Origin of the sequence: Microcoleus asticus IPMA8, from assembly GCF_013179805.1 — a bacterium.
Lineage (GTDB): Bacteria > Cyanobacteriota > Cyanobacteriia > Cyanobacteriales > Microcoleaceae > Microcoleus > Microcoleus asticus.
This window is the reverse complement of record NZ_SRRZ01000263.1, coordinates 1-2,605: the sequence shown is the minus strand read 5'-3', so window position 1 is coordinate 2,605 and position 2,605 is coordinate 1. Positions and strand designations below refer to the sequence as shown.

3 protein-coding genes are annotated in these 2,605 nt (G+C 40.3%); all 3 read left to right on the top strand.

Annotated elements, in window-relative coordinates:
- Positions 1–87 precede the first annotated feature (87 nt).
- The 3 genes from E5S67_RS31625 to E5S67_RS31615 all read left to right on the top strand — a co-directional run bounded on the left by E5S67_RS31625 (position 88) and on the right by E5S67_RS31615 (position 2,436).
- Entirely contained in the window at positions 88–1,437 is a 1,350-nt protein-coding gene (locus E5S67_RS31625) for a helix-turn-helix domain-containing protein (RefSeq protein ID WP_172193397.1), read from the top strand.
- A gap of 98 nt (positions 1,438–1,535) precedes the next feature.
- Positions 1,536–2,012 carry a Panacea domain-containing protein gene (locus tag E5S67_RS31620; protein ID WP_172193395.1) on the top strand — a complete coding sequence of 159 codons (477 nt, stop codon included), beginning with the start codon at positions 1,536–1,538 and terminating at the stop codon, positions 2,010–2,012.
- Positions 1,993–2,436: a hypothetical protein gene (locus E5S67_RS31615; protein ID WP_172193392.1), complete on the top strand. Its 444-nt coding sequence runs from the start codon at positions 1,993–1,995 to the stop codon at positions 2,434–2,436. The genes E5S67_RS31620 and E5S67_RS31615 overlap by 20 nt, the downstream gene beginning before the upstream one ends.
- Positions 2,437–2,605 lie beyond the last annotated feature (169 nt).

Genomic DNA, 2,605 nt, shown 5'->3' with positions numbered 1-2,605 from the left:
ACTTTTTTGTTGAAAAAACTGAATTAATACCAACTTAATCATGATTAGTGAAGCCCGATTAATTTGCAACTGATTTAGGATTGCTATATGAACCTTAAGGAAGTGATAAAACTCGCAGACGATCTGGTGTTTGCTAGAACAGGTAAGCATCTCAATGACTTACAAGAGAAAATCCTGCACGGGACGTGGGAAGATGAGGATTATAAAGAAATTGCCAAGGCGGTTAACCGATCTGAGGATCGCGTTAGAGAGGTAGGAATGGAATTATGGCAGACCCTTTCACAAGAGTTGGGAAAAAGAGTCACTAAATCAAATTTTCGCTCAACATTTTCACATTTTGAGCAACACCACAACCAAAGTAGCTATATGATCTGTGGGCATACTTTATACCTAACAGATATACCAAACTCAACCCCGTCAACAGAACAAACATCTAACCCCCAACAAACCCGAACTTTACATCAAGACTTAAGCGAAATGCCGGATTTGGGTCATTTCTACGATCGCACTCTAGAACTCGACACCCTCACCACCTGGATTCTACAACAACGCAGCCGCCTGCTCGCGCTCACCGGCATCAGTGGCATCGGCAAAACACCCCTAGCAGTCCAACTCCTACAGCAAATAAAAGATGAATTTGAATGCGTCATTTGGTGCAGCATCGACGCCTCCTACACCCCAGATGAATTGGAACATAAACTAATACAGTTTTTCTCGCATTTAGAAAAACAAGATTTATCCCCAACAAACCCGAAACGCTTACCGCTGATTAAATATTTGCAAAAGTATCGCTGTTTAATAGTTTTGGATGACATTCATAACCTTTTCTGTAGCGGCGAATTGGCAGGAAAATATAAACCAGAATACGAAGAATCTCGCTCTTTATTCAAACAAATAGAAAAATTATCTCATCAAAGCTGCTTTCTGCTAATCGGTTGGGAACAACCCAGAGAAGTGACTCAAGTTAAAAGCCAAAATACTCTTATTCGTACCTTACAACTCAAGGGTTTAGACAGCGCAGCCGGACGGGAAATACTCAGAGATTATGGGTTAAAAGAAAGCGACAACAGTGAAGCACTCATTCACCGCTACCAAGGCAATCCGTTATGGTTAAAAAGCGTGGCGAATCTGATTGAAGAGTTGGGAATCGGCGTGACAGAATTATTACTAGATGATACCATATTGTTGCCGGAAGATTTGAAAGATGTTTTACAGCAGCAGTACGATCGCACTTCCGAACTAGAAAAACAAGTTTTGTCATTGTTGGCTAGGGAAAACCAGCCAGTCAACCTAGCAAACTTGCTAAAAAACGGACAAATATCATCATCAGATTTACTCAACGCGCTCCAATCTTTATCGCGGCGCTGTTCGATAGAAAAACAGGAAAGTCTTTACACTCTCCCACCTGTATTGAGGCAGTATATCAAAGGGTTGTAACCTAACGGGATTCCTACAAGTAAGTATCGATTACAGGAGTGGGCTCGTGCGCTCGCCCTGTGCTATCATAGGATACAAAACTTATTGAGTCGAATTATATGACCACAATAACTACAGTAACAACAGCCTCCCAACTGGGTGATTACTACATCTGGTTCGCGAATGACGTAGGCTCCTACCTCAGCAACCACAAGCTACAAAAACTATTGTACTATGCCCAAGCATGGTATCTAGCCTTTGAAGATACACCGCTTTTTGATGAAGATTTTGAAGCCTGGGTGCACGGGCCGACTATCCCGGCTCTATTTTACGAATACAAAGAACAATTTGGCTTTAAGCCAATTCTCAAAGAAGTCGAAAAACCCGAATTTCCACAGGAAGTACAAGAGTTTTTAGACGAGTTATCCGATGATTATTTCTTTCGAGATGCTTATGAGTTAGAATTGATGGTGCGACGCGAAGACCCTTGGATTAAGGCTAGAGGTGAATTGCCAAGAGATGAACCTTGCCATGCTATTATTTCTAAAGAATTAATGAAAGCATACTACAAAACCCGTGTCATCGAAGAAGAATAAAAAAAGAAAAGACACAAATCTTCGCAGTCAGCCATCTTCCGCCAAGAGAGAGGTTGTAGAGATACAAATACCCGCAGGAATTAGTTTTTCTTTCAGGTATTATCAGGATGATAAAGATAAATTTTCACTTGCCGATCGAGATTCGAGATATCTGGCATCTCTATTGAGAAGGCTGCGCGATTTATCACAATTGAAATCTCAAGAAATTATAAATAATCAGAGTAAAAGCCTGCGCTGTCATGGAATTGTCTGGCAAGATACAACTGAACCTAATGGCTTCGGCATTCCCAATGAAGATGAGCTAGTAAATATCCCCTACCAGTTTCAAATATCTGCTAATGAATACGGCAGGGTGCATGGATTTTTTAGTGAAAATATTTTTTATATTGTCTGGTTAGACCCAGACCACAATCTTTACAGTTGAAATTATTATAAATTTTCGGGTAGTCAATCAAAAAACGCAGATGATATTGCAATCATCTGCGTTCATCTGCGGTTTAATTAGGGTTTGCTGAATAAGTTAAAAAAAATCGCGATCGGAATTGATGGAGGATTCAAGCTCGGCAAAACATAACTTTTTGTTTTCTATAACT